The organism is Nocardia sp. GP40 (genome assembly GCF_050434125.1).
Taxonomy (GTDB): domain Bacteria; phylum Actinomycetota; class Actinomycetes; order Mycobacteriales; family Mycobacteriaceae; genus Nocardia; species Nocardia albiluteola.
On the sequence record NZ_JBNPVW010000003.1, the window covers coordinates 287,997 to 312,316 of the forward strand.

Here is a 24,320-nt window from a genome sequence, read left to right on the forward strand (position 1 = left end):
GGCAGCCGCCGCCCGCACGGCTGGCGATACGATCGGCCGTCAGCGCCCGGAAGAGTCCCGCCGCAGATAATCCGCGGGGCCGTCCCGACGTGCCTCGCACCGCGCGAACGCAACGGGCGCGGCGTCGATCGACGAGTCTCCGCCGCCCGGAGGTGCGCAGCCCTCAGGACTCGCGCAGGGTGCGGATGAGGCCCTCCTGGACGACCGCCGCGACCAACTGCCCCTCGCGATTGAAGATCCGACCGCCGGTGAGCGCGCGCCCGTAGCCGGCCGACGGCGAATTCTGGTCGTAGAGGAGCCAGTCGTCGGCGCGGAAGGGGCGCAGGAACCACATGGCATGGTCGAGGGAGGCGTTCTGGGTGGGCTCGTCGGGGTGGGTGACCTTCGACGAGCCGAGCAGGGTCATATCGCTCATGTAGGCGAGGGTGCAGATGTGGAAGACCGGCTCGTCGGGCAGCGGGTGGCGGTAGCGGAACCACACCTGCTGCTGCGAGGCCAGCCCGTCGCGAGGGGCGACCTGGTCCTGCGGCAGCGACCGGATGTCCCAGTGCTCCCACTCGCGCATCGCCCACAGGCGCTCCGGGCTCATCGTCGTCTGGGCATCCGAAAGATTGTCCGGCGGAAGCACATTCGGCATCGAGTCCTGGTGCTCGGGGCCCTCGTCGCCGACGTGGAACGAAGCCGACATCGTGAAGATGGCCTGCCCGTCCTGGATTCCGGTCACCCGCCGGGTGCAGAACGAGCGGCCGTCGCGGATGCGCTCGACCTCGTAGACGGTGTGCTGGGCAGGATTGCCCGGGCGCAGGAAGTAACCGTGCAGCGAATGCACCTGATAGCGCGGGTCCACGGTACGAACCGCCGACACCAGCGCCTGCCCGGCAACCTGTCCCCCGAACGTCCTGGGCAGCTGGGTCTTCGTGGACGCGCCGCGGAAGATGTCCCGCTCCAGGCGCTCGAGCTCCAGCGCCTCTTCGATCGTGGCCATGAACCGTCCTTCCGGAATTCGACCCGCTCAGGCTATGCGATGGCGAACTCGGCGGCGTGCCTGGCTCTCCGTCCAGCGGGGCGGGCAGGATCACCGGGCGGCACGCTCGCCCCGACCCGGCATGATGGTCCAGTGCCCAGCTTCACCCCCATCGCCGCCGATGCCCTCGTCACGGCCGTCGCCGACCGCGCGGCAGCACTGCCCGGCCGCGCGGTCGTGGCGATCGACGGCGCCGACGCCGCCGAGCCGCTCCCGTTCGCCGAACTCGTCGCCGCACGAATCCGGACGCGGGGACGGCAGTGCGGGGTGGTGTCGCTGCACGACTACGTTCGCCCGGCCTCGCTGCGCCTCGAATACGGCCGCGACGAAATGTCCTACCGCACCGCATGGTTCGACTACTCCGGCCTGAATCGCGAAGTGCTGCAATCGCTGCGCGAGTACAACCGCTGGCTGCCCGCCCTCTGGGACGAGGCCACCGACCGATCCGCCCGCGCCACACCGATTGTCGCGACGAACGACACCATTGTGCTGGTGGCCGGACCGATGCTGCAGGGACGCGGCCTCCCCTTCGATCTCACGGTCGAGCTGCGCCTGTCCGAGGGCGCCCTGCGGCGCACCACCGCCGAGGACTTCACCATCGAGGCCCTGCTCCGGCACCGCCGCAATCATCCTGGTGACCCGGACTTCCTCGTCGCGTGGGATCATCGCGACCGGCCGGCACTCGGCACCTGAATATCCCCCCGGCCCGCACATTTCCCAGGCCGGGCCGCATTCCGCCGGTGGCCTCGCACACTGACACGTGTTCTAATGCAGATGATCGTGACAGAAAGAGGCGGGCATGTCGCTCACGTTCTTCACCTGGGCCGACGGACACTACGTCGCGACCGATATGTCGATAAGCCCCTGGTCGCAGGGCCAGTTGTCGGGCACGTCGGTCGGCGCCCTGCTCGCCCGTGAGCTGGAAACGCATTGTCCCGATTCGGGGTTCGTTCCCGCGCGTTTCACGGTGGACCTGTTCCGGCCGGTGCTGAACGAGCCGATCACGGTGTACAGCCACATCGTGCGCGACGGCAACCGGATCCGCGTCGCCGACGCCGCCATCGTCCAACACGATCAGATTCGGGCACGGGCGAGCGTGATGTATCTGACCACCGGCGAGCAGCCGCCGGGGCAGGTGTGGCACACGGACGACGACCTGCCTGTGCCAACCTCCGATCAGGTGGGGCCCATCGGCGCACCCCCGCTGTTCAAGTCCGGAGACCACGACTGGAGCCAGGATTTCGCATCCGGCCAGAACAGCGAGCGCAAGTGCGTCTGGCACAACCTCGAGTTCCTGGTGGATGACGAGCCCATGTCCCCGTTCGAGCGCGCCGCATTCCTCGGCGACGCGACCAGCATGGTCTGCAATTGGGGCACCGAGGGCGTCGGATACATCAACTGCGATGTCACCGTGACGCTCTCGCGCCTGCCCGAGGGTTCCGAGGTCGGCCTGCGAGCGCTGGATCAGGTTGCAGCACAGGGTATCTCAGTAGCAACCGCCACCATGTACGACCGGAACGGACCGCTGGGAACCAGCGTGGTCAACAGCCTGTCCAATGCCCGGCGTCAGGTGGATCTCGCCGGATACGGCGCCGCCAAGGCCGCCCTGGTCCACGGGTCGCGCTGAATCGCTGGAAACGGCGGGACAATCCGCGGGCGGTGTGGCTAGACTATCCGGGCTTGTTCGGGGTTTATCGGATGGTGGGGCGGCGAGTGACGTTCACGGAATCGGCGACGCGGGCGATTGTCGCCGGAGAAATCCCCGACGAACCGCTGGGTTGTGCCGAACGCGATATCACCCGGCACATTCGATCCATGATGGACCGGACCCCCGTACTGGTCTTGACCTCCCCGGATCAGGCCGCGGGCACCGGAAAGACCCAGATCGCCGCCGCATGCGCGCGGGCCGCGATCGCCGTGGACCGCGGGCTCATCGCATGGGTGAACGCGGAGTCCGAGGCACAGATGTGCGCGGATCTGGCGGTGGTCGCCGATCGGCTCGGCATCGCCGCAGGCGTCGACTCGGCGGGCGAGTCGGTGCGCCGGTACCTCGAGAGCACCGCGGGGCCCCATCTGCTGGTCTTCGACAACGTCGGTGACCCTGCCGCGCTGGAGCCGTTGCTGCCCGCTCGTGGCGACGCCCGGATCATCGTCACCGGCACCGCACAATTCGGGGAAACCGTTGCGGTGGGCCCGTTCTCACGCCCCGAGTCGGTCGATTACCTGCGCCGGCGGGCCCAGCTCGACGACGCGGTGGGCGCGGATCTGCTCGCCGAGGCGCTGGGCGATCTGCCGCTCGCGCTGACCGCCGCCGCGGCCGCCATCCGCCTGCGCCGCCGATATCCCGAGCACCGCATCGATTACCACGGATACGTGCGGGAGCTGCGGGGCGGCGGCCCCGACGCGGCCGTATCGCTGGCGGTGGACGCGGCCCTGCTCGACGATGTCGACGGGATGATGCATCGGATCCTGGCGAGTCTGGCGGTGCTGCCGCCCAGCGGGGTCCCCCTGGGCGCACTGCGCCGGCTGTCCGAGGGCAACGACTCCGGACCTGAAACCGTGGACATGGCCCTCGACAACTGCCTGCGTGCCGCCCTCGTCGGATATTCGCTGGATCGCACCGCGGCGCAGATGCATCGATCCGTCGCGGCGGTGCTGCGGAAACGGCTTGCCGACGCGGGCGAGCTGGACCACACCCTCACGGCCGCGGGCACGCTGATCGAACCGGAGGTCGCCGCCGGATCCCCGGGGGCGCACGCGGCGTCCGTCTGGCTCGAGCGCATGCGGCTGAGCCGCCTCGAACAGACCGCGATCGAACTGCACGACGGTGGCGCCTCGGGACATCCCGCGGCCGAACGGACCCGCGAGAAGCTGGCCGCCGCCTATCTGGCGGCCGGGCGGAGCGACCGCGCGATCGACCTGTGGCGGGACCTGCTGTCGGAGCGGACCCGGCTGCATGGTGACCTCGATCCGCGCACGCTGACCACGGTCCACGAGCTTGCCACCGCTCATCATATTGCGGGACAGCATGATTCGGCGATATCGGTATACGAGTCCGCGCTGCGGGCGGCGGAGCAGGGTCACGGCGGTGAACATCCCCAGACCCTCGCCCGGCGTCAGGATCTGGCCCGCGCGATGCTGTCGGCGGGGCGAACCGATGCGGCGATTTCATTGTTACGGAACATAATTGCCGATCGCGAGCGAGTTCTCGGCGCCGAGCATCCCGATACCGTCTCCGCCCGCGAAAACCTCGCGGCCGTTCACGTGCACACCCGGCGGCACACCGATGCGTGCCCGCTGCTGGAGCCGGGCGCCGCGGCCCTGGACAATGACAAAACTCCCGACCGGAACACCGTTTTGGCCGGACGACAGCTCGCGCAGGCATACTTCGCGGCCGACCGCTTCGGCGACGCTCTCGGCGTCTATGAACACCTCCTTGCCTACGCCGAACGGCATATCGGGCAGTCCGAAGAGGATGCCGGCCATGCCGCCGAGGATCTGCGGGACCTGCGAATGCGGGTCGGAATATGCCTGTCGCACACAAAGCAATACGCGCGGGCGGTTCCGGTGCTGCGAGAAGTCTTGTCGGAGACCCGGATCGCGCACGGCCGACACTATCCCAACACCATAGACCTGTCCCATTGGCTGGCCCTCGCGCTGCTCGAAACCGACCAGGGCGCAGAGGCTCTGGTGCTACTGGAACGATGCGTGGAGGGCAACGATCGCGTCCGCGGACCGGTCCATTCGAGAACAGTGTCCGCACGAAAGTGGCTGGTGCGGGCGTACCACCGGCAACCCGACGGGATGGACGGCGTTGTCGCGACACTAGAGCGCCTGGTCAGCGATTACGAGAGTATTCACGGCCCCACCGCGCTCACCACGCTGACCGAGCAGCAGCTACTGGTCAACACCTATCTGGGTGTGGATCGGCTCGACGATGCGATAACCCTGCTGGCCCGGACGGTGGACGGATTCGAGCGGGCCGTCGGTTCGGTGGATTCGCGCACCCATAAGCTGCGCCGCCTCCTGGCCCGCCTGTACCAGCGGGCGCGACGGCACGACGAGGCGATCGCCGTGCTGGATCTCGACCTCGCGGACGTCGAACGCACCGTAGGGAGGGGACATGCCGAAACCATCGCCGCCCGTGCCGAACTCGCCGCCGCGTATCGGCAGGCCGGTAAGTCCTCGATGGCGATCGCGATGTACAAGGTGAACCTGACCGCGCAGCAGGGAACGCTCGGTCAGATGCACGTCGACACCATCCGCACGCACGAGACCCTCTTCGTCATCTACACCCAGCTCGGTCGCCATGCCGATGCCACCGAACATCTCGAACGCCACTACGGCTATCTCGAGCGGACCCTGGGCGCCGACCATCCTGAGACCCTGGCCATCGCACATCACCTGAGCCGCAACTACTCCCGGATCGGCCGGGAGGCCGCGGCGATCGCGCTGTGGGAACGGATTCTGGTACGCCGCGAACAGGCGCTCGGCGCCGAGCACGCCGAAACTCTGCAAATCCGAGACCATCTGGGGGTCGCGTACATGAAGCAGGGCCGCACCGATGCGGCCGTCGCGCAGCTCGAGACCACACTGACCGCCCGTCGGCGGACGCAGGGACCCGAACACGACCTCACCCTGACCACCGAATGCAATCTGGCCGCGGCGTACGGGCAAGCGGGCCGCAACGACGAGGCGATCGAGCTGCAGACCCACACCCTGCGCATGCGCCAGGGCAGCGTCGGCCCCGAACATCGAGACACCCTGACCTCACAGAACAATCTGGCGATGGCGCTGATGAACGCCCGCCGCTACGACGACGGCATCCCCCTCGCCGAACGCACCCTTGCCACCCGCGATCGGATCCTGGGCCCGGCCCATGTCGACACCATGATCAGCAGGAACAACCTCGGCGTCTGGTATCACACGGTAGGCAGGTACGACGAGTCGGCCACCCTGCTGCAACACACCCTGGAGGATCGCACCCGGGTCCTGGGCGCCGACCACGCGGACACCGCCACCACCCGCCGACTGCTCGACGGCGTGATGACCGACATAAGCCGACGCCGGCGATCGCCACGGGGCCGGTAGACGTATCGAATCGGGCTGCGGCACAACGACGTCGAGCCCGGCCACACAGCGGACCGGGCTCGACGATTCCGGGCGTTACCAGCCGCGCTCGGCGAGGCGGTGGGGCTCGGGGATCTCCTCCACGTTGATGCCGACCATGGCCTCACCCAGGCCGCGGGAGACCTTCGCCAGCACGTCCGGGTCGTCGTGGAAGGTGGTGGCCTTCACGATGGCCGCGGCGCGCTGGGCCGGGTTGCCGGACTTGAAGATGCCCGACCCGACGAAGACGCCCTCGGCGCCGAGCTGCATCATCATCGCGGCGTCGGCGGGGGTGGCGATGCCGCCGGCGGTGAACAGCACCACGGGCAGCTTGCCGGTCTCGGCGACCTCGCGCACCAGCTCGTACGGGGCCTGCAGCTCCTTGGCCGCGACGTACAGCTCGTCCTCGGGCAGCGAGCCCAGGCGGCGGATCTCGTCGCGGATCTTGCGCATGTGGGTGGTGGCGTTGGACACATCGCCCGTCCCGGCCTCACCCTTGGAGCGGATCATGGCCGCACCCTCGGTGATGCGGCGCAGCGCCTCACCCAGGTTGGTGGCGCCGCACACGAAGGGGACCGTGAAGTTCCACTTGTCGATGTGGTGGGCGTAGTCGGCGGGGGTCAGCACCTCGGACTCGTCGATGTAGTCCACGCCCAGGCTCTGCAGGATCTGCGCCTCGACGAAGTGACCGATCCGCGCCTTGGCCATCACCGGGATGGAGACCGCGCTGATGATGCCGTCGATCATGTCCGGGTCGCTCATCCGCGACACGCCGCCCTGGGCGCGGATATCGGCGGGCACGCGCTCGAGGGCCATCACGGCCACCGCGCCGGCGTCCTCGGCGATCTTGGCCTGATCGGGCGTGACCACGTCCATGATCACCCCGCCCTTGAGCATCTCGGCCATACCGCGCTTCACGCGGGCGGTACCGGTCGTCGGGGCGGTTTCGGGCGTCGTCACGGCTAACTCCTGAGTGATGGGATGAATCGGTCGTTCATTGTCGAACGACACGATTCTAGGCGGCCCGATCAGGCCACTTCATAGCCAGTCAGGCAGCACTGGACTGGCTGCCCGGCCGGCCACCGGTCCTCGCTACCCCGCCGCTATAGCCCGCGCGCCACGCTGGCGCACAGCATCCAGCCATGCGACGCTCGTTCACCCCCGCCGCGCTCGGCGTCACCCTGCTGGCCCAGTGGGCCGGCGCCGGACCCGCACGGCGTGGTTCGGACCACCGCGGACGGCGACCAATTCACCTTCTGAGCGCCGGAGGTGATCCACTGGATAGATGACTGACGACACCCTGCGATCGGTAAGCATCGAGCGGACTGCGGCCGGGCGCTACCGCGCCACCAATGCGCGCGGCGGCCAGCTGGTTTTCGGATCCGGCGACGACACCGACTTCACCCCGGTCGAGCTGCTGCTCGCGGCCCTGGGCGGCTGCACCGGGATCGACGTCGACATCGCGACCTCCCGCCACGCCGAACCGACCGAGTTCACCATCGCGGTCAGCGGCGACAAGATCAGCGACGAGCAGGGGTCCCACATGACCGACCTCGAGGTTCGCTTCCGGGTCGCCTTCCCCGAGGACGAGGCCGGCGACCGCGCCCGCACCATCCTGCCCCGCGCCGTGCGCACGTCGCACGACAAGCTGTGCACCGTCAGCCGCACGATCGAGCTCGGGTCGGAGGTGCGGGCGATCGTGGCGGACCGCTAGGCGTACCTCCGCATTCGCGCCGGCCATGCGCGGTTTCGGACGGCTTCGCCGGCGGCCGCCCATCAGGCGTTCGTGGGCGCGGAGAGCTCGTCGGTGGCGATCGCCAGGTCCTTGTCGCCGCGGCCGGACAGGCACACCAGCAGCACCGAGCCCGGAGCCAGTTCGCCGCGTTCGCCCATCCCGAGCACATGCCCGAGCGCATGCGCGGACTCCAGCCCGGCGACGATTCCCTCGCTGCGGGACAGCGCGTGCATGCCACGCAGCGCGACGGCATCGGTCACCGCGTGGAACTCGGCGCGTCCGGTGTCCTTGAGATGGCTGAGCTCGGGACCGACCCCCGGATAGTCCAGACCGGCGGCGATGCTGTGCGTCCGGGCGATCTGCCCGTCCTCGTCCTGCAGCAGGTAGCTGTAGGCGCCGTCCACCTCGCCCGGGGTTCCGGCACTCAGGGTGGCGGCGTGATCGCCGGTCGCCATCCCGCGTCCCGCGGCCTCCACACCGACCAGCCGCACCGCTGGATCGTCCACGAACGGATGAAACATCCCGATCGCATTGCTGCCACCGCCGACGCAGGCGACCACATAGTCCGGCAGCCGGCCCTCGGACCGCAGGACCTGTTCCCGCGCCTCGAGGCCGATCACGGTCTGGAAGTCGCGCACGATCGTGGGGTACGGCGCGGGTCCGGCCACGGAGCCGAGCAGGTAGTGGCTGTCGTCCAGGTGCGCCACCCAGTCGCGGACCGACTCGGTGATCGCGTCCTTGAGTCTGCGACCACCGCTGTGCACCGGACGCACCTCGGCCCCGAGCAGCTTCATCCTCAGGACATTCATGGACTGCCGCGCCATATCGTCGGCGCCCATATAGATCACGCAGCTCATATCGAACATCGCGCAGACGGTCGCCACCGCCACCCCGTGCTGACCGGCCCCGGTCTCGGCGATGATGCGACGCTTACCCATCCGGCGGGCGAGCAGGGCCTGCCCCAGGGCGTTGTTGATCTTGTGTGCTCCCGTGTGCGCCATGTCCTCACGCTTGAGCCAGACCCGCACGCCCGGCGTCCCCAGCAGCCCGGTGAATCGTGGAATCGAGTGCAGCAGAGTCGGTCTCCCAACCCGCTCCCGCAGCAGCTCGTTCAACTCGTTCCGGAACCCCGGGCTGTCCATCGCATCCTGATACGTGTCTTCCAGCTCGAGCAGGGCGCCCATCAGGCCCTCGGGGACGTAGCGGCCCCCGTAGCGCCCGAACCTCCCGCGCGCGTTCGGAGATGTCCCGGGTAGGGAGCGACAACTTTGTGCAACACCGTGGTGGAGAACCATATACGTGACAACCTTCATGCCCGAGCAGCTCCGATGGCTGGAGTATTCACCCCATGTGAGCCTTGGGCATGACCACTATCCCCATCAGTGGTTAATTCTCGGTTAGAGGCTATCTTCCGGCGGCGCCGGGGGATCGGCATCCGGCCTACCGGATGGAGCGGACCTCGGGGTCGGCCAGGGCCGCGGCCGCGGCGGCGGCCTCGGGGAGCAGCTGGTCGAGGTGGTAGGGGTAGACCGTCTCGCCCAGCTTGTCGAGGGCGACGATGTCGTCGGGGGTGCACCACTTGTTGTCGGTGACGCAATGGCGTTCCCACGCGGTCGGATTGGCGGCCGACGGGATGAAACTCTTTGTGCGGGCGACGAAGAAGAGTTCCTCGGAGCGAATCAGCTCGCCGTCGAAGGGGAACACCGCGACACGGCGCCACAGCGGGCCGCGCAGCAGCGAGGAGTCCAGGGCGTACCCCGTCTCCTCCCACAGTTCCCGGACCGCCGCGGTGCGCAGGGTCTCCCCCGGTTCGACGCCGCCGCCGACGGTGAACCAGAAGGGAACGTCCGGGGTCTTGGGGTCGTGGCCGCGCATCAGCAGCACGCGGTCCTGGTCGTCGAGCAGGACCACGCGCGCGGAGGTACGCACGGTGTCGACGTCGAGCCCCGTGGTCGCGGCGGGGGTGACACGCTCGGCGATCTCGAAATACGTTGGCAGCGGCGCCGTGCCGCCCAGGTGCAGGAGCTGGACCAGGCGGCGGGTACGCAGCGCGAGGGTGTCACGGACGGCATCGTTGTGGAAGCGGCGCGCAATCAGCACCCGCGCCTCCGCATCGGCCAGCTCCGCCACCAGCTGCGGGCGCAGCTGCGTGATGTCCAGCGCGGAGAGCGCCGCGGCCAGCTGATTCTCCGCGGTCTCGCGGCTGTGCCAGTCGGCGCGCTCGGCCCGATCGGCCAGGGCGACAAGCTGTCTGGACCGTTCGGCCGTCGCCGCGTCCGCCGCGGGACCGGCCATCGAAATCGCCACGGTGCGCGCGACGACCGCCCGCCGCGACAGCGCCGCCTCGAGGGCGTAGCGAGCCTGATCACTGCGCACATGCAGCCGGTCCAGACGGTTCGCCGTGGAATACGCCCAGACGCCCGCGGCGACGAGCAGCGCCACGATGAGCGCCAGGACCAGGATCGTGGTCGCGGAGAAGGAGATCATCCGGCGGTCCTCACCCGGGTGTCACCGACCGTGACCGTCTCGTACACCCGCAGAATCTGTTCGGCCACGACCGGCCAATCGTATTCGCCCACCACCTGATTCGCCGCGCGAACCAGCTCCTCGCGGCCCGCCGGGTCACCGAGCAGTTCGATCAGCGCACCGGCCAGGGCGGCCGAATCCTCCACCGGCACCAGCCGGCCCGCCGTGCCGTCGCGCAGCACCCGGCGGAAGGCATCCAATTCGCTTGCCACGACGGCTGTTCCGGCGGCCATCGCCTCCACCAGCACGATGCCGAAGCTCTCCCCGCCGAGGTTGGGTGCGCAGTAGACCTCGGCGCTGCGCATCGCCGAGGCCTTCTCCGCGTCCGTGACCTGGCCGAGAAACCGCAGGTGTGAGGCGTTCTCACCGGCCTCGCGCCGTAGTCGCTCCTCGTCGCCCCGCCCGACGATCAGGATCTGCACGCCGGGGTGGCGGCGCACCAGCTTCGGCAGCGCGCCGAGCAGCACGTCCATCCCCTTGCGGGGCTCGTCGTAGCGGCCCAGGAACAGCACGGTTCCGCCCTGGCGCGGATAGCCCGGCAGCAGCGGCGCGTGCGCGAACGCGGGCACGTCGACGCCGTTCGGGATCTCCACCGCGTCCCCGCCCAGGGCCTCGACCTGCCAGCGCCGTGCCAGCTCCGAGACCGCGATCCGGCCGCTGATCTTCTCGTGGTACGGCCGCAGCACCCCCTGAAAGGTGCTGAGCACCAGCGACTTCGTGGTCGAGGTGTGGAAGGTCGCCACGATCGGCCCCTCGGCCACCTTCAGCGCCAGCATCGACAGGCTCGGCGCGTTCGGCTCGTGGATGTGCAGCACGTCGAAGTCGCCCTCGGCGATCCAGCGCCGCAGCCGGGAGTAGGCGGTGGGACCGAACGACAGCCGCGCCACCGACCCGTTGTACGGGATCGCCACGGCCTTGCCCGCCGAGACCACGAACTCCGGCAGCGGCGTGTCGTCGGACGCCGGGGCCAGCACGCTCACCCGATGCCCCCGCTCGATCAGCACCTGCGCCAGCTCCACGACGTGCGACTGCACCCCGCCCGGCACATCGAACGAATACGGGCACACCATGCCGATTCTCATGGTGCGCTGTCCTGTGCTACTCCGCCGTCCGGGGAGACCGCTCCGACCGCAGCCGCGGCGTCCTCCTGCGCAGCGGCGCCATTCGCCGACGCCGAACCGTTCGGCCGCACCGCGCTCTCCTGCCGCGCAACACCAGTCGCTGACGCCGTGCCGCTCCGAGACACCCTGTCCTGCGCGGCGGCGATTCGGGCGAGGCGAGCCGGGGACAGGTCCGATTCCCACATGGGTTGCAGCATGTGCCAATCCGCGGGGTGCGCGGCGATATTGGCGGCGAATTGGTCGGCGAGGGCCTGGGTGGCGGCCGCCACTCCGCCCAAGGTGTCGATTTCCGGATCGACCCTCAGCCCCCAGGCCTCACGGCCGGTGGCGTCGACGGTGAACCAGCTGTGCACCGGCAGCAGGGCGGCGCCGGTCTCGATAGCCAGCTTGGCGGCTCCGGCGGGCATCCAGGTGCGCTCGCCGAAGAAGGTCACCGGAACGCCCTTTCCCGTGAGGTCGCGCTCCCCCATCAGGCACACAATCTTGTTGTGCCGCAGGCGATCGGCGAGCTGCGGGAACGGTGGCTCATCGCCGCCGGTGAGCGGGAACACCTCGAATCCGAGGCTCTCGCGGTAGGCGACGAAGCGCTTGAACAGCGCCTCGGGCTTCAGGCGCTCGGTGACCGTGGAGAACGTGTCGTAGTTCTGTACCAGCCACACCCCGGCCATGTCCCAGTTGCCCGAATGCGGCAGCACCAGCAGCACACCGCGGCCCCGTGCCAGTCCGGCGTCCAGGTGCTCGAGCCCGCCCACCGGCAGCAGCGGCGAACGGCCCAGTTCGGCATGGTCCATGGTCGGCAGGCGGAACGCCTCGCGCCAATACCGCGCGTACGAGCGCATGCCGGCCCGGATCAGGTCGTCGGGCACCGCCTCGGGCGCCACGCCCAGCACCCGGGCCAGGTTGCGGCGCAGCTGATTCGGCTCACCGGTGCGGTGGGTAGCCCGATTGGCGCGCCGCCCGGCCCAGTCGCCCCCGGCGTCGAACATCCTGCGCACGCCCCGCTCCGGCAGCGCGCGCAGCAGCCGCCACCCCGCGGCGAACGCCTTGTCCGTCACTGCCGATTTCAGATCCGTCATCGCGCGTCCCCTCCGTCACCATTCCGCATCGTCATCCCGACGCACCCAGTGGTCATCGCGGCGCACCACATCGCCGTCCCGGCGCACCGCCGTGTCCCCGCGCACCGCCCCGTCATCCGGGCACACCGTCGCGTCGTCACTGCATGCGCTCGGCAGGATCCTGCGCTACCGAACTTCCCGCCGAAAACATGCGGTACTGACGAGATAGTGGCAGGCGCGAACGACACGATAATGGCGTGCGGGGATGACAGCGGTGAGGACATCACGCGCTGCCCGACGTCGCCGTGCCGGGCTCGGTGTTGTCCTGCTGCGCCTCGGCCGGCTTGTGCGACGAGTTCGCGCCGGGCTTGGGCGGCAGCACATCCCGCGCACCCGCCGAATTGCGCACCGCGAGCACGCGCTGGAAGACGGTGACGATACTGAGCACGGCCAGGATGTACATCGCGACATACACCGCATAGACCAGCCAGCCGATACCCCAGTATTCGCCGATACCGGTGAGTCCCGCGCCCACGAGCACGATGACCAGACGATCGGGCCGCTCGATGAGGCCGCCGTCGGCGCTCAGGCCGCTGGCCTCGGCGCGTGCCTTCACGTACGAGATGACCTGCGAGGTCACCAGCACCACGAGCGTCGCCGCGAACAGGTGCTTGGAGTGTTCGTGGTACACCGACCACCACGCCAGCGCGCCGAAGATCGCCCCGTCGGCCACCCGGTCGCACGAGGCGTCCAGCACCGCACCGTATTTCGTGCCGCCGCCGCGCGCGCGGGCCATCGCGCCGTCGAGCATGTCGAACATGACGAACAGCCAGATCACGATCGTGCCCCAGAACAGGTGATCGGACGGGAAGAGCGTCACCGCGGCCGCGATCGAGGCCGCGGTGCCGATCAGCGTCATCGCATCGGGCGTGAGCCCGGTACTCACCAGCGCTTTACCCAGGGGCGCAGTCGCTTTGGCGAATGTCTCACGACCGAAGAAACTGAGCACGCTAAGCTTCCTCCCATGCTCCGGCCAGTAGGGCGCGAGTCTCCCGTAGCAGCTGCGGCATAACCTTCACCCCGCCCACGACGGTGATGAAATTCGCGTCACCGCCCCAGCGCGGCACGATGTGCTGGTGCAGGTGGTCGGCGAGCGAACCGCCCGCCACGCCACCGAGATTCAGCCCGACATTGAAGCCCTCGGGCCGCGACACCTTCTTCATCACCCGGATCGCGCGCTGGGTGAACGCCATCAGTTCGGTGCTCTCCTCGACCGTGAGATCCTCGAGGTTCGCCACCCGCCGGTACGGCACCACCATCATGTGCCCCGGGTTGTACGGGTACAGGTTCAGCACCGCGTACACCCACTCGCCGCGGGCGATGACCAGGCCGTCCTCATCGGACATCTTCGGGATCTCGATGAACGGATGCCCGGACGCCGTGCGCTCACCGCCGTCGCGGTCCTCGCGCTCGCCCACCGCCCCGGTGATGTACGACATCCGGTACGGCGTCCACAGCCGCTGCAGCCGGTCGGGATCCCCGGCCCCGGCGTCGCGGATCTCGCCCGAGCCCGCCGGTGACACCGAATTCTCCTGCGACACTGTCATTCCCCACCGCTCACGATCGAGAATCCCTCCGCGGTCGGTGAGGCGTTCTCGCGGCGGCCGATCCAGTCGACGACGGTCGCGACCGCATCGGCGACGGGCACCCCGTTGACCTGGGTGCCGTCGCGGAAGCGGAAGCTCACCGCGCCCGCGGCGACGTCGCGCTCACCGGCCAGCAGCATGAACGGCACCTTCTGTGCGGTGTTGTTGAAGATCTTCTTCTGCATCCGGTCGTCGCTGCGGTCGACCTGGGCGCGCACGCCCGCGTCGTGCAGCAGCTCGATCACCCGATCCAGGTGCGGGACAAAGGCTTCCGCGACCGGGATGCCGACGACCTGCATCGGCGAGAGCCAGGCCGGGAAGGCGCCCGCGTAGTGCTCGGTCAGCACGCCGAAGAACCGCTCGATGGAACCGAACAGGGCGCGGTGAATCATCACCGGACGCTGCTTGGTGCCGTCGGAGGAGGTGTACTCCAGGTTGAACCGCTCGGGCAGGTTGAAATCGAGCTGGATGGTCGACATCTGCCAGGTGCGCCCCAGCGCGTCCTTGGCCTGCACCGAGATCTTCGGCCCGTAGAAGGCGGCGCCGCCCGGATCGGGCACCAGCTCGAGCCCGGAGGCCCCGGCGACCTTCTCGAGGGTTTCGGTGGCCTCCTCCCAGATCTCGTCGGAGCCGACGAACTTGTTCGGATCCTTGGTCGAGAGCTCCAGGTAGAAATCGTCGAGGCCGTAGTCCTTCAGCAGCGACAGCACGAACTGCAGCGTGGAGGTGAGCTCCGCGTGCATCTGCTCCTTGGTGCAGTAGATGTGCGCGTCGTCCTGGGTCATGCCGCGCACCCGGGTCAGGCCGTGCACGACGCCGGACTTCTCGTACCGGTAGACCGACCCGAATTCGAACAACCGCAGCGGCAGCTCGCGGTAGGACCGCCCGCGGGCGCGGAAGATCAGGTTGTGCATCGGGCAGTTCATCGGCTTGACGTAGTAGTCCTGGCCGGGCTTGCGGACCGTGCCGTCCTCGTTGTACTCCGCGTCCAGGTGCATCGCGGGGAACATGCCCTCGCGATACCAGTCCAGGTGGCCCGAGACCTCGAACAGGTGCCCCTTGGTGATGTGCGGGGTGTTGACGAATTCGTAGCCCGCGTCGATGTGCCGCTGGCGCGAGTACTCCTCGAGCTCCTTGCGGACGATGCCGCCCTTGGGGTGGAACACCGGCAGGCCCGAGCCCAGCTCGTCCGGGAAGGAGAACAGATCCAGCTCCAGCCCGAGCTTGCGATGATCGCGCTTCTCGGCCTCGGCCAGCAGGGCCAGGTACTCGTCCAGCGCCTCCTGCGACTCCCAGGCGGTGCCGTAGACGCGCTGCAGGTCCTCCCGGCTCTGGTCGCCGCGCCAGTACGCCGCCGAGCTGCGGGTCAGCTTGAACGCCGGGATGAACTTCGTGGTCGGGATGTGCGGCCCGCGGCACAGATCGCCCCAGACCTTCTCGCCCGAGCGCGGATCGAGATTGTCGTAGATGGTCAGCTCTTTGCCGCCGACCTCCATGACCTCCGGATCGTCGATGCCGGACTTGTCGGAGATCAGCTCGAGCTTGAACGGCTCCTTGGCCAGCTCGACTCGGGCCTCCTCGACCTCGACCACCCGGCGCGAAAACCGCTGTGCGCCCTTGACGATCTTCTTCATCCGCGATTCCAGCTTGGCCAGATCCTCGGGGGTGAACGGGCGATCGACCCGGAAGTCGTAGTAGAAGCCGTCCTTGATCGGCGGGCCGATGCCGAGCTTGGCTTCGGGGAACTCCTGCTGCACGGCCTGGGCCAGCACGTGCGCGGCCGAGTGGCGGATCACGCTGCGCCCGGCCTCGGTGTTCGCCGCGACGGGCTCGACCTCGGCGTCCTGCTCCGGGGCCCAGGACAGATCCCTGAGGTTGCCCTCGGCGTCGCGCACGACGACGACGGTGTCGGGGCCCTTCGTCGGCAGGTCCGCCTCGCGCACCGCGGAGCCCGCCGTCGTCCCGGCCGGCACCCGGATGAGGGCGGCTGGGGTTATGCGGGCTGAGATGGTCACGGCTGCGCTCTCCTTAGGCATTGTTGTACTCGAACCGGACGTCTGTGATGCCCGGCGCGACCATGCTATCGGGAGCATGTGACCGAGCGCAGCGAGGGAACCATCAAGCCGGCCTGGACCGAACGTCCGGGCCCCGCCGTTCAATCGGTGGTCGGCGCCCGTTCAGCTCCCCGTCGCCAGCTCGGTCAGCAGGTCGTGACGCTCGGCGGCGGGGCGTTTGGGGCAGCTGGTGCACATCTGGCAGCCGGGCACCTCGAACACCAGGCAGCAGGATGTGCGCCGCACGAAGGCGCGTCCGGAGACATCGATGAACCGCGGCACCGGCAACCGACCTGCCACCTCACGTGCGAGGCGGGCGCCGGCCTCGGCATCCCCGGCGTCGAGGGCGCGGTTGCCGATGGCGTCGGCGACGATCGCCCAGAGCGAGGGCGCGCCCGCGCCGGACACCTCCGCGACGACGGGGATGACGCGGTCGAGGGTGCGGCGCAGCGCCGGACCCACCTCCGCGTCGGCCTCCACGTGACCAGCAGCGGCCGTCCCGCGGACGACCCGCTCGATCCCGCCGTCCGGGCGAACTTCGCACCGCAGCTCCTCGAGCACCGGGGCCGCCGCGGGCCGCCCCCCGGCATAGGCGGTAGCGACGGGGTCGACCAGCGACGATGCGGCCATGCACCACCACAGGGTCCCGGAGACGCGCGAGTCGCCCGTGCCCCACGAGATCCCCATATCGGCGATCCGCTCGGCCAGCCACTCGGGCCGCGTGAGCGCCACGCCCGGAACGATCACCTGTGCCGACACCGCCGATGCCACCGCCATCTCCCTCCGATTCGATCCACCGAATGCGCTCTTACCCCAGACTGGCACGCCTGAGGTGCCGGGTCGATACGGGTCCGACCGGACCGCGTCGCGGCCGCAGGCCCCGCGGCGCTCGGGCCTGCCAAGCCTAGGCCCCGCCGCACTCCCGGGCCCGCAGGCTCGCCCGTCCCGATCACGGTAGCGCCCGCTCGCCCGGGGCGCGCCGGCGACCACGTTCGAGCGACGGGCGAAGGGCACGAATCCGGTTGTCACCGAACCGAATCCGTGCCCAACTCCGCTACAGAGTAGCCCGGTCCAGGGTGAAGACCACCTCGTACAGACCCGGATTCGCCTGCCCGAAGGCCCGGTTGCCGCGGATGAGCCCCTGCTCGGTGAGATGCTCGATCACGGCCTCCGCCGCGGCGAGGTTCTCGCTCTGCGCGTAGTTGACCACGCGGGTGCCGTCCAGGCTGCGGTGCAGGCTGGCCGACACCCAGCCGGGCACCTCGCGCGCGATGCGGGCAGCCCGGGCGAGGTGCTCGATGAGCTGTTGGTCCCGGCCGGGTTCGACGGTGAATACGTTGATCTGCGTCGTCAGTGCGTCGCCTATTCGAATGACTGGCATGATCTTCTCCTCAACTCCGTGGAAGGCGAGGACAACCGAGGATCGACCGGACCACCGAAACGGTATGCGCGCCAAGCCCCGGCGGTCTCGCCGAGTGCTTGTCGCGGGTTCGCCACCGGCGGTGGCGACACGGACCTCATGGGGAGGGGGCGGGCTTACCGATGCCGGCCCAGGTCCTTTTCGACACCACCACGATACAACAACGCCCCGGGCGCTCAACCCCGGGGCGTTGCCCGGTCTGCCGCCGCCCGGCCGTCGCTCACGGCCGGGGTCCCCTTCATACCGGCAGTACCGTGACCGGCTCTCCTGGTGCCGCGGTGGTGACATTCGGTGCGGCCTTACCGAATTCGGCGATGCCGTCGGCGGTGATCTCGATGACGCGGGCGGTGGGGATGTCGAAGAACAGGCCCGAGAGCACCACCGCGCGCTCGCGGATGCCGCGGGATACCACGGGGTGCCCGGCCAGGATGTCCAGCTGCACCGCGACATTCACCATGCCCAGCTGGTCGATCTCCCCGAAGCCCGCGGCGGCCGCGGCGGCGGCCACCGGATGCCCGCGCCGGAAGCTGTCCAGGCTCGCCCGCCCGTGTGCGAGCCAGTCGTCCAGGCCCGATCCGGCGGTCAGGTTGTGGTACAGCGCATCCATTGCGCCGCAACCGGAATGCCCGCACACCACGACAGAGCGCACGTTCAGTCGATCCAGGGCGTAGACGATCGCGGCCTCGACCGAGCTGTCGCGCCCGTCGGCGGGCACCAGATTGCCGATATTGCGGACGGTGAACAGATCCCCGGGACCGCTGCCGGTGAAGACGTTGGGTACCAGGCGCGAATCGGAGCACGTCAGGAACAGTGAATCGGGATTCTGGCTGTGGCGCAACGGATCCAGGTGGCTGCGCAGCGCGTGGGCGTGGCCGCGGTGATACTCGGTGATGCCGGCGGTGATCGGATCGACCTGCGGGGTGCGCCGCCACGGGCCCAGCGCCTCGTCGATCACGCGGCGCGCCCGGCCCCGACTGGGCGGACCGATCGCCAGGTCGGCGATGCGGGCCGCGCCCATTTCCACGAATTCCATGACGCCGCCGGTGCCTTCGTGGGTCTCCGCCCAGTCCCGCAGCGCATCGGCCGCGGCGTGGTCGAGGAAGTCGACCGTCATCTCCACGGTCACCGCCGCGCCCGCGGGCACTCGGGCCAGCGCGCCGGTCAGCCGGGGCAGTGCCAGGAAGGTGCAGGCGCCCTCGACAGTGACCAGCCAGCGCCCGTCCGCGACCGGCTCAGCGGTGACGTCGGCCCGCGCCACCCGCCACAGCAGCAGCCCGACCGCCAGGACCAGCCCGATCGCCATGCCCAGCAACAGATTTCCGAACACCACCACCAGCACGGTCACCCCGTAGACGAGCAGGTCGCCGCTGCGCCGGGCCAGCCGGATGTGCGCGAGCCGCACCAGGCCGATGCCGATCACGATCAGCAGCCCGGCCAGTGCCGCCCGCGGAATCCGGTGCACCACATCGACCATCGCCACCGCGAACACCAGCACCCACACGCCGCTGAGCATCGACGAGACCCGAGTCCGCGCGCCCGCCTCGACATTGGTGATGCTGCGCACGATCACCGCGGCGATCGGCAGCCCGCCCACCAGCCCGGAAACCATGTTGCCGATGCCCTGGCCGACCAGTTCGCGATCCGGATCGCAGCGCTGCCCCGGACGCAGCCTGGTCACCGCGGCCGCGGACAGCAGCGTCTCGACGCTGGCGATCAGCGCGACCGTGATCATGGTCAGCGTCACCGCACCCCAGCCGCCGGTCGGCAGCGCGGGCAGCCGCATGTCGTCGAACAGCGGCCCGCGCATCGAGATTCGGGCCACACTGGTCGGAACCACCAGCGCGGCAAGGGTTGCCGCAGCGACGGCCACCAGCGGCGCGGGAATCCGCCGCACCGCGGGCGGCAGGTACCGCCACCCCAGCATGATGACGATCACCAGCACGCCGACGAACGCGTCACCGCCGTGCAGCTGCCGCACCTGGTGCGGCAACTGGACGATGCTGTCCCACGGCGAGCTCAGCGCCTGCCCGCCCAGCAGCACATGCATCTGCTGCAGTGCGATCAGGACGCCGATGCCGGCGAGCATCGCGTGCACCACGACGGGCGCGATCGCCAGCGCACCACGCGCCAAGCGGCTGAGCCCGAACAGGATCTGCAGCGCACCCGCCCCCGCGGTAATGAAACAGGTTACCGCCCAGCCGAATTGGTGAATACTCTCCGCGACGACGATGGTGAGGCTCGCCGTCGGGCCGCTGACCTGCAGCGCGGGACCGCCGGCCGCCCCGGCGACGACGCCGCCGATCACCGCCGCCAGCAGCCCCGCGGCGACGGGCGCCCCGGTGGCGACGGCGATTCCGATCGAAAGGGGCAGGGCGACAAGGAATACCACGATCGACGCGGGCAGGTCGTACCGGAGCATTCCGGCCTGGCGAGGCAGGGCCCAGGGGCCTGGAGTCGACGTTCGGCGAGCCGAATCGGTGTCGGTGGACATTGATCTCCTTCGCCGATCCGGTGCATCCGGTCGGTTCATCGGGTCGAGAACATCTACTGGCATCGAAGGCAGAGCAGTTGCGGCCCGGGCACCGTGGTGTCGCAGGCGGCCTCGTGCGAACCCCGCGAGAAATGGGGCCGCGCCAATCGTAAAGAGTCAGCAAAGAATTTGAAAAGCAATTGTCCGAAACTCGCGACCCTCGGTACCGAATTGTGACCTGGACCACCCTCGGTCCGCCCCGATCGCTCGCGAAACGCGGCCGAGAGCTTGGGCCGGACCGAACGACGCCCCGGGCCGAAAGCCCGGGGCGTCGCATCGCCGCCTATCGCCGGATCACACCACGGACGGCTCTCCCGCCCGCTCGCTCGGGCTCTGCGTCGCGGCACGGTTGCGCAGCCGCAGCACGGCCTCGACCAGCGCGATGACCACCAGATTCACACCGAGCGCCACGATCCCGGCGTTCACGTTCGCCAGGCCGATCTTCCAGAACGTCACCCAGATGACGAACGCCTCGCCCGCCACGATGCCCCACAGCACCGCGTACCGGCCGACCAGCGGACGATCGCGCAGCCCGGCGATGAACCCGGGCACGAACTGCACCAGCCCGCTGTAGGTGAGCAGCAGCAGATTCGCCAGCGCGTTGGGCCGGGTCAGGTCCAGCACCAGCGCGAGCCCCAGAATCACCAGGACCACACCGTGATTGGTGTAGAACTGCACGCGCGGCACCGAGCTGCGCACGACGTTGCGCGCCACCATCGTGGACATGCCCAGCACCATGACCGCGGCGGGCACCATCGCCGCCGCCGCGCCACCGACCGCGATCAGGCCGACCACCCAACTCGGCAGCGCCCCATTGGTCAGGGTGAGCAGCACCCCATTGGCCGAGGTCTTCTTGGGCAAGGCCACGATGCCGATGAAGCCGACGATGATCGGGAACAGCAGCGTGATCTGATACAGCGGCAGCACCACCCAGTTGCGGCGCAGTCCGCGCGCACTACCGGCCGAGAGCACGGCGGGCCAGGTGTGCGGGAAGGTGAAGAATCCCGCGCCCAGCATGCTGGCCAGCATGCTGGTGGTCCACCACACCTTGTCATTCGGGCCCGAATGCACGGTCAGCATGCTCGGGTGTACCTGCTGAATCGTGTGGAACGCGTGCCCGATCCCGCCGGTGAAGTGGATCGGCACGGCGACCACGACGATCGCCACCGCCAGCAGCATCAGCGCATCCTTCAGATACGAGGTGGCCGCCGTGCCGCGGATCCCCGCCCACAGCACGAACGCCGCGGTCAGCACCGTGCCGATGATCTCGCCCCAGGTGCTGGAGGTGGAATCGTGCGTGACCAGCTTGATGATCAGCCCGAGCCCGGTGATCTGCAGTTGCAGGTAGGGCAGCATGAATACCACGGCGCACACCGCGATCACCACGCCCAAAGCCCGGCTGCCGTAGCGCTCCTCGTAGTAGTCGGCCTGGGTGAGGTACCCGTGCTGCCGCCCCAGATTCCAGACTCGGGGCCCCACGAAGTACCAGATCACGCAGGCCAGCGGAATGTACGGCAGCGAATAGCTCGCGGCCGCGCCGCCGCTGAACGCCAGCCCGGCCATGCCCAGGAAGGTGAAGGTGGTGAACACCTCCCCCGCCTGCAGGAACCACATCGTGACCGAGCCGAAACTCCGTCCGGCGACCGACCATTCGGCAAGATCCACGGCCGGGCGACGGCGGCCCAGGAGGCCGACGGCCGCGATGACGATCATGCCCAGGATTGTGAGGGTGAGCGTCACACTCATTGCGGCTCACCGCCTTCCACCGAACCGGCAGCCGAATTCGCCAGCGCCTCGGCATCTTCCAGATATCGCGTGCGCCCCCACTCGATCCCCGCCAGCGCGGGCACCAGGAGCAGCAGCCAGATCATCGGCCACACCACCATCGACGGCAGCCCGAACCACAGGTGCGGGCCGTTCACGAACGGCAGCCACGGCGTGAGAACCAGTGCCGCGGCGGGCAATACCGGGCCGAGCAGGTACAGATCACGCGTGGACCACTCACGGGCGGACATCGGCCACCTCCTGATCGAGACGGCGAATCGCCAACTCCGCCAGCAGCGCCGCCCCGTCCGGCAGCACCGAGTCGTCGAATATGGCCTGCGGGGAATGGTTGTAGGCGGCGATGGCCGGATCGATGCCCGGCGGCACGGCGCCGAGCATGGCGAAGCTGCCGGGGACCTGGTTCAGGACCCGGGAGAAGTCCTCGGCGCCGGTAAGCGGATTCGCCATGCGCGCGAAGCGGTCCGGGCCGAAGACCTCCGCGACGGTGTCGGCCAGGAAATCGGTCTCGGCCGCGTCGGTCGCGGTCACCGGGTACTCGATGCGGTATTCCACATCGACGTCCAAGCCGTGTGCGGCGGCGACCGACCGCAGGTACCGCGTCGACACCTCGGCCATCCGTTCGCGATTGGCCGGGGAGAAGGTGCGCACGGTCGCCTCGAAGTGCGCGTCGTCGGGGATGATGTTGTGCCGGGTGCCCGCGTGCAGCATGCCGACGGTCACCACCACCGGGTCGAAGACGTCGAACGTGCGGGTGACCAATGTCTGCAGGCCGGTGATCATCTCGGCCATCGCCGGGACCGGATCCTTGGCGCGCTGCGGGGCCGAGCCGTGCCCGCCCGCGCCGCGCACGGTGACGATCAACCGGTCCGAGGCCGCCAGCATCGGTCCGCTGCGGGAGGCGAAGACCCCGCGCGGCACCGACGCCGCGGACACGTGCAGCCCGTAGGCGGCCACCACCCGCTGCCCGGCGGCATCGAGCACCCCCTCGGCGACCATCTTGCCGGCGCCGTCCCAGCCCTCCTCGCCGGGCTGGAACATGAAAACCACGTCCCCGGAGAGGCTTTCGCGCCGATCGGCGAGCAGCTGCGCCGCGCCGACCAGCATCGCGACGTGCAGGTCGTGGCCGCAGGCGTGCATGGTGTCGCCGGTCTCGGAGGCATAGGACACCCCGGTGCGCTCGGTGACCGGCAGCGCGTCCATATCGCCGCGCAGCAGCACCGCCGGACCGCCGGGCCGGGCGCCGCGCAGCACCGCGGTCACCGAGGTCAGCGACGCGCCGGTGCTGATCTCGAGCGGCAGGGGGTCGAGTGCGGCCAGCACCCGTTCCTGCGTGTGTGGAAGGGTGAGTCCGATCTCGGGCCGCCGATGCAGATCATGCCGGAGCGAAACAAGATCGGAGGTGAGCGAGGAAGCATCCTCATGCAGCGCCATCGCGGCCTCCTGAAACAGACCCCGGCAAACGATATCCGGGGAGTTGCGATCTTTCTCCCCGCCGTTGGCTCGCACAAGGAAATCGCGAATCTCGCAACCCAGTCCTCACATCGGCGTTACGTCCCGGCTCAGCCGGTCCGGCGCCGCTCGGCGCGGTGGGCGAGGGCGGCCATGATGCGGGCCCAGGCCGGGGATTCGGTGACGATCAAGGAGAAGATCGGCGTCGGGTGCTCGGGCCTGCTGCTGCCGTCGTGTGCGATCTCCCAGGTCTCCAGGTCGTCGATGAGCCGATCCACGCGTGGATCGTCTGGTTCCCAGTCGACCGATCGATCACACGCGAGATACAGGCGCATCCGCTCGGGGTCCTCGAAACCCTCGTTCCTGTCGCGTATCCAGCCCGGCACGGACTCCGGATCCGTTGCCCGCAGCAGGATCGACCAGTCCCGCTCCAGCCGGATCGTCCGCTCGCTGACTCCGAGGCCGCGCAGCCGATTCAGGATGGCGACCATCTCGGGGGGCAGCACGAGCTCTTCACCGCTCGCCAATTCCGCTATGCGGCGCCGATGCTCGATGAGCTGGTCGATCTTGGCCCGCAACGCGGCGTCGAGATCGGTAATGGCGGCGGCGAATTCGGTGGGCCGTGCGTGCAGCATCGCATCGATACGGGCCAGCGGCACCCCCGCGTCGGCGAGGGCCCTGATCCGGACGAGATCCACCGCCGCCTGCGCGCCGTAGCGGCGGTAACCGGAGGCATCACGCTCGGGCTCGGGCAGCAGGCCGACCTGGTGATAATGGCGAACGGTTCGCACGGTCACCCCGGCGACCGACGCGAGCTGGCCGATCGTGAGCACCGTCTGCCTCCGGTCTTCGGGAAACGTGGCCAC

19 protein-coding genes and 1 pseudogene are annotated in these 24,320 nt (G+C 69.2%); 4 read left to right on the top strand and 16 right to left on the bottom strand.

Annotated elements, in window-relative coordinates:
* Nucleotides 1-163: 163 nt before the first annotated feature.
* Nucleotides 164-985 (bottom strand): acyl-CoA thioesterase, encoded by an 822-nt coding sequence (locus ABH933_RS10425; protein ID WP_429416447.1) that lies wholly within the window; start codon nt 983-985, stop codon nt 164-166.
* 132 nt (nt 986-1,117) lie between these two features.
* Here ABH933_RS10425 and ABH933_RS10430 point away from each other — a divergent pair, with 132 nt between their 5' ends.
* The 3 genes from ABH933_RS10430 (at nt 1,118) to ABH933_RS10440 (ending at nt 6,115) form a co-directional block, all read left to right on the top strand.
* A complete protein-coding gene (locus tag ABH933_RS10430; protein ID WP_429455021.1) occupies nt 1,118-1,717 on the top strand; it encodes a hypothetical protein in 600 nt (199 codons plus the stop codon).
* 106 nt (nt 1,718-1,823) lie between these two features.
* The gene (locus ABH933_RS10435) at nt 1,824-2,651 is read left to right on the top strand and encodes an acyl-CoA thioesterase domain-containing protein (RefSeq protein ID WP_429416449.1); all 828 of its coding nucleotides are present in this window, start codon (nt 1,824-1,826) and stop codon (nt 2,649-2,651) included.
* Between the two features lie 86 nt (nt 2,652-2,737).
* Nucleotides 2,738-6,115: a tetratricopeptide repeat protein gene (locus ABH933_RS10440; RefSeq protein WP_429416452.1), complete on the top strand. Its 3,378-nt coding sequence runs from the start codon at nt 2,738-2,740 to the stop codon at nt 6,113-6,115.
* A 75-nt stretch (nt 6,116-6,190) separates the two neighbouring features.
* Here the strand turns inward: ABH933_RS10440 and pdxS are convergent, their stop codons facing one another.
* Complete coding sequence (gene pdxS / locus ABH933_RS10445; protein ID WP_429416455.1) at nt 6,191-7,093, bottom strand: pyridoxal 5'-phosphate synthase lyase subunit PdxS; 903 nt, start codon at nt 7,091-7,093, stop codon at nt 6,191-6,193.
* A gap of 325 nt (nt 7,094-7,418) precedes the next feature.
* Here pdxS and ABH933_RS10450 point away from each other — a divergent pair, with 325 nt between their 5' ends.
* A complete protein-coding gene (locus ABH933_RS10450; RefSeq protein ID WP_429416458.1) occupies nt 7,419-7,847 on the top strand; it encodes an OsmC family protein in 429 nt (142 codons plus the stop codon).
* A gap of 62 nt (nt 7,848-7,909) precedes the next feature.
* On the opposite strand, the gene trpB is transcribed toward ABH933_RS10450, so the two are convergent.
* The 14 genes and pseudogenes from trpB to ABH933_RS10520 all read right to left on the bottom strand — a co-directional run bounded on the left by trpB (nt 7,910) and on the right by ABH933_RS10520 (nt 24,320).
* Entirely contained in the window at nt 7,910-9,181 is a 1,272-nt protein-coding gene (gene trpB / locus ABH933_RS10455) for a tryptophan synthase subunit beta (RefSeq protein WP_429416461.1), read from the bottom strand.
* Nucleotides 9,182-9,308: 127 nt separating this feature from the next.
* A complete protein-coding gene (locus ABH933_RS10460) occupies nt 9,309-10,352 on the bottom strand; it encodes an NUDIX hydrolase (RefSeq protein ID WP_429417773.1) in 1,044 nt (347 codons plus the stop codon).
* Nucleotides 10,352-11,476, bottom strand: coding sequence for a glycosyltransferase family 4 protein (locus ABH933_RS10465; protein ID WP_429416465.1), 1,125 nt, complete (start codon nt 11,474-11,476; stop codon nt 10,352-10,354). Before ABH933_RS10465 ends, ABH933_RS10460 begins: the two co-directional genes overlap by 1 nt.
* A gap of 176 nt (nt 11,477-11,652) precedes the next feature.
* Nucleotides 11,653-12,591: pseudogene (locus tag ABH933_RS10470) on the bottom strand (phosphatidylinositol mannoside acyltransferase); the annotation flags it as partial.
* A 262-nt stretch (nt 12,592-12,853) separates the two neighbouring features.
* A complete protein-coding gene (gene pgsA / locus ABH933_RS10475; RefSeq protein WP_429416468.1) occupies nt 12,854-13,579 on the bottom strand; it encodes a phosphatidylinositol phosphate synthase in 726 nt (241 codons plus the stop codon).
* A 1-nt stretch (nt 13,580) separates the two neighbouring features.
* Nucleotides 13,581-14,177: an HIT family protein gene (locus tag ABH933_RS10480; protein WP_429416471.1), complete on the bottom strand. Its 597-nt coding sequence runs from the start codon at nt 14,175-14,177 to the stop codon at nt 13,581-13,583.
* Nucleotides 14,174-16,252, bottom strand: coding sequence for a threonine--tRNA ligase (gene thrS, locus ABH933_RS10485; RefSeq protein ID WP_429416474.1), 2,079 nt, complete (start codon nt 16,250-16,252; stop codon nt 14,174-14,176). The genes ABH933_RS10480 and thrS overlap by 4 nt, the downstream gene beginning before the upstream one ends.
* 141 nt (nt 16,253-16,393) lie before the next feature.
* The gene (locus tag ABH933_RS10490) at nt 16,394-17,041 is read right to left on the bottom strand and encodes a (2Fe-2S)-binding protein (protein WP_429416477.1); all 648 of its coding nucleotides are present in this window, start codon (nt 17,039-17,041) and stop codon (nt 16,394-16,396) included.
* A gap of 283 nt (nt 17,042-17,324) precedes the next feature.
* Nucleotides 17,325-17,651, bottom strand: coding sequence for an antibiotic biosynthesis monooxygenase family protein (locus tag ABH933_RS10495; RefSeq protein WP_429416480.1), 327 nt, complete (start codon nt 17,649-17,651; stop codon nt 17,325-17,327).
* 277 nt (nt 17,652-17,928) lie between these two features.
* Nucleotides 17,929-20,181 carry a SulP family inorganic anion transporter gene (locus ABH933_RS10500; protein ID WP_429416483.1) on the bottom strand — a complete coding sequence of 751 codons (2,253 nt, stop codon included), beginning with the start codon at nt 20,179-20,181 and terminating at the stop codon, nt 17,929-17,931.
* A 333-nt stretch (nt 20,182-20,514) separates the two neighbouring features.
* Nucleotides 20,515-21,966 (bottom strand): sodium:solute symporter family protein, encoded by a 1,452-nt coding sequence (locus ABH933_RS10505; protein WP_429416486.1) that lies wholly within the window; start codon nt 21,964-21,966, stop codon nt 20,515-20,517.
* The gene (locus ABH933_RS10510; RefSeq protein ID WP_429416488.1) at nt 21,963-22,235 is read right to left on the bottom strand and encodes a hypothetical protein; all 273 of its coding nucleotides are present in this window, start codon (nt 22,233-22,235) and stop codon (nt 21,963-21,965) included. The genes ABH933_RS10505 and ABH933_RS10510 overlap by 4 nt, the downstream gene beginning before the upstream one ends.
* On the bottom strand, nt 22,222-23,436 hold the full coding sequence (locus tag ABH933_RS10515) for a M20 metallopeptidase family protein (protein ID WP_429416491.1): 1,215 nt from the start codon (nt 23,434-23,436) through the stop codon (nt 22,222-22,224). Before ABH933_RS10515 ends, ABH933_RS10510 begins: the two co-directional genes overlap by 14 nt.
* 128 nt (nt 23,437-23,564) lie before the next feature.
* Entirely contained in the window at nt 23,565-24,320 is a 756-nt protein-coding gene (locus tag ABH933_RS10520; protein WP_429416494.1) for a MerR family transcriptional regulator, read from the bottom strand.